General features: G+C 63.6%; 1 pseudogene. It reads left to right on the top strand.

Annotated elements, in window-relative coordinates:
• Positions 1–420: pseudogene (locus DOU50_RS00010) on the top strand (sulfurtransferase); the annotation flags it as partial.

Genomic DNA, 420 nt, shown 5'->3' with positions numbered 1-420 from the left:
CGGCTGGCCGCAGACGCTCAGCGGCCCCTCCGGGCATGAACCCGCCGCACTCAACCTTGCTGCCGCCTGGCTTAGCGCCATGAGCGACGAGCAGATTGCGCTTTGGGCAAAACTGCATCAGCTTACACCTGCAACGGCCATCGCCCTGTACGGCGACGAGAACGATAACCTGGCGGTGAAAGCCCGCCTGGAGAAAGCCGGTTACCGCCACGTTTCGCTGCTCAGCGACGCACTGCAGACCCCAGACCGCCTTCAACGCCTGCCTCATTTTGAACAGCTGGTTTACCCGCAGTGGATCCACCGCCTCCAGCAGGGTAAACCCGCGACCGCCGCGCCGTCGGGTGACTGGAAAGTGATCGAAGCCGCCTGGGGCGCACCGAAGTTTTACCTGCTGAACCACATTCCCGGCGCGGGCTACAT

Source organism: Enterobacter sp. C6 (assembly GCF_008122455.1).
GTDB lineage: Bacteria > Pseudomonadota > Gammaproteobacteria > Enterobacterales > Enterobacteriaceae > Enterobacter > Enterobacter pseudoroggenkampii.
This window is presented reverse-complemented; position numbering and strand designations above follow the sequence as displayed.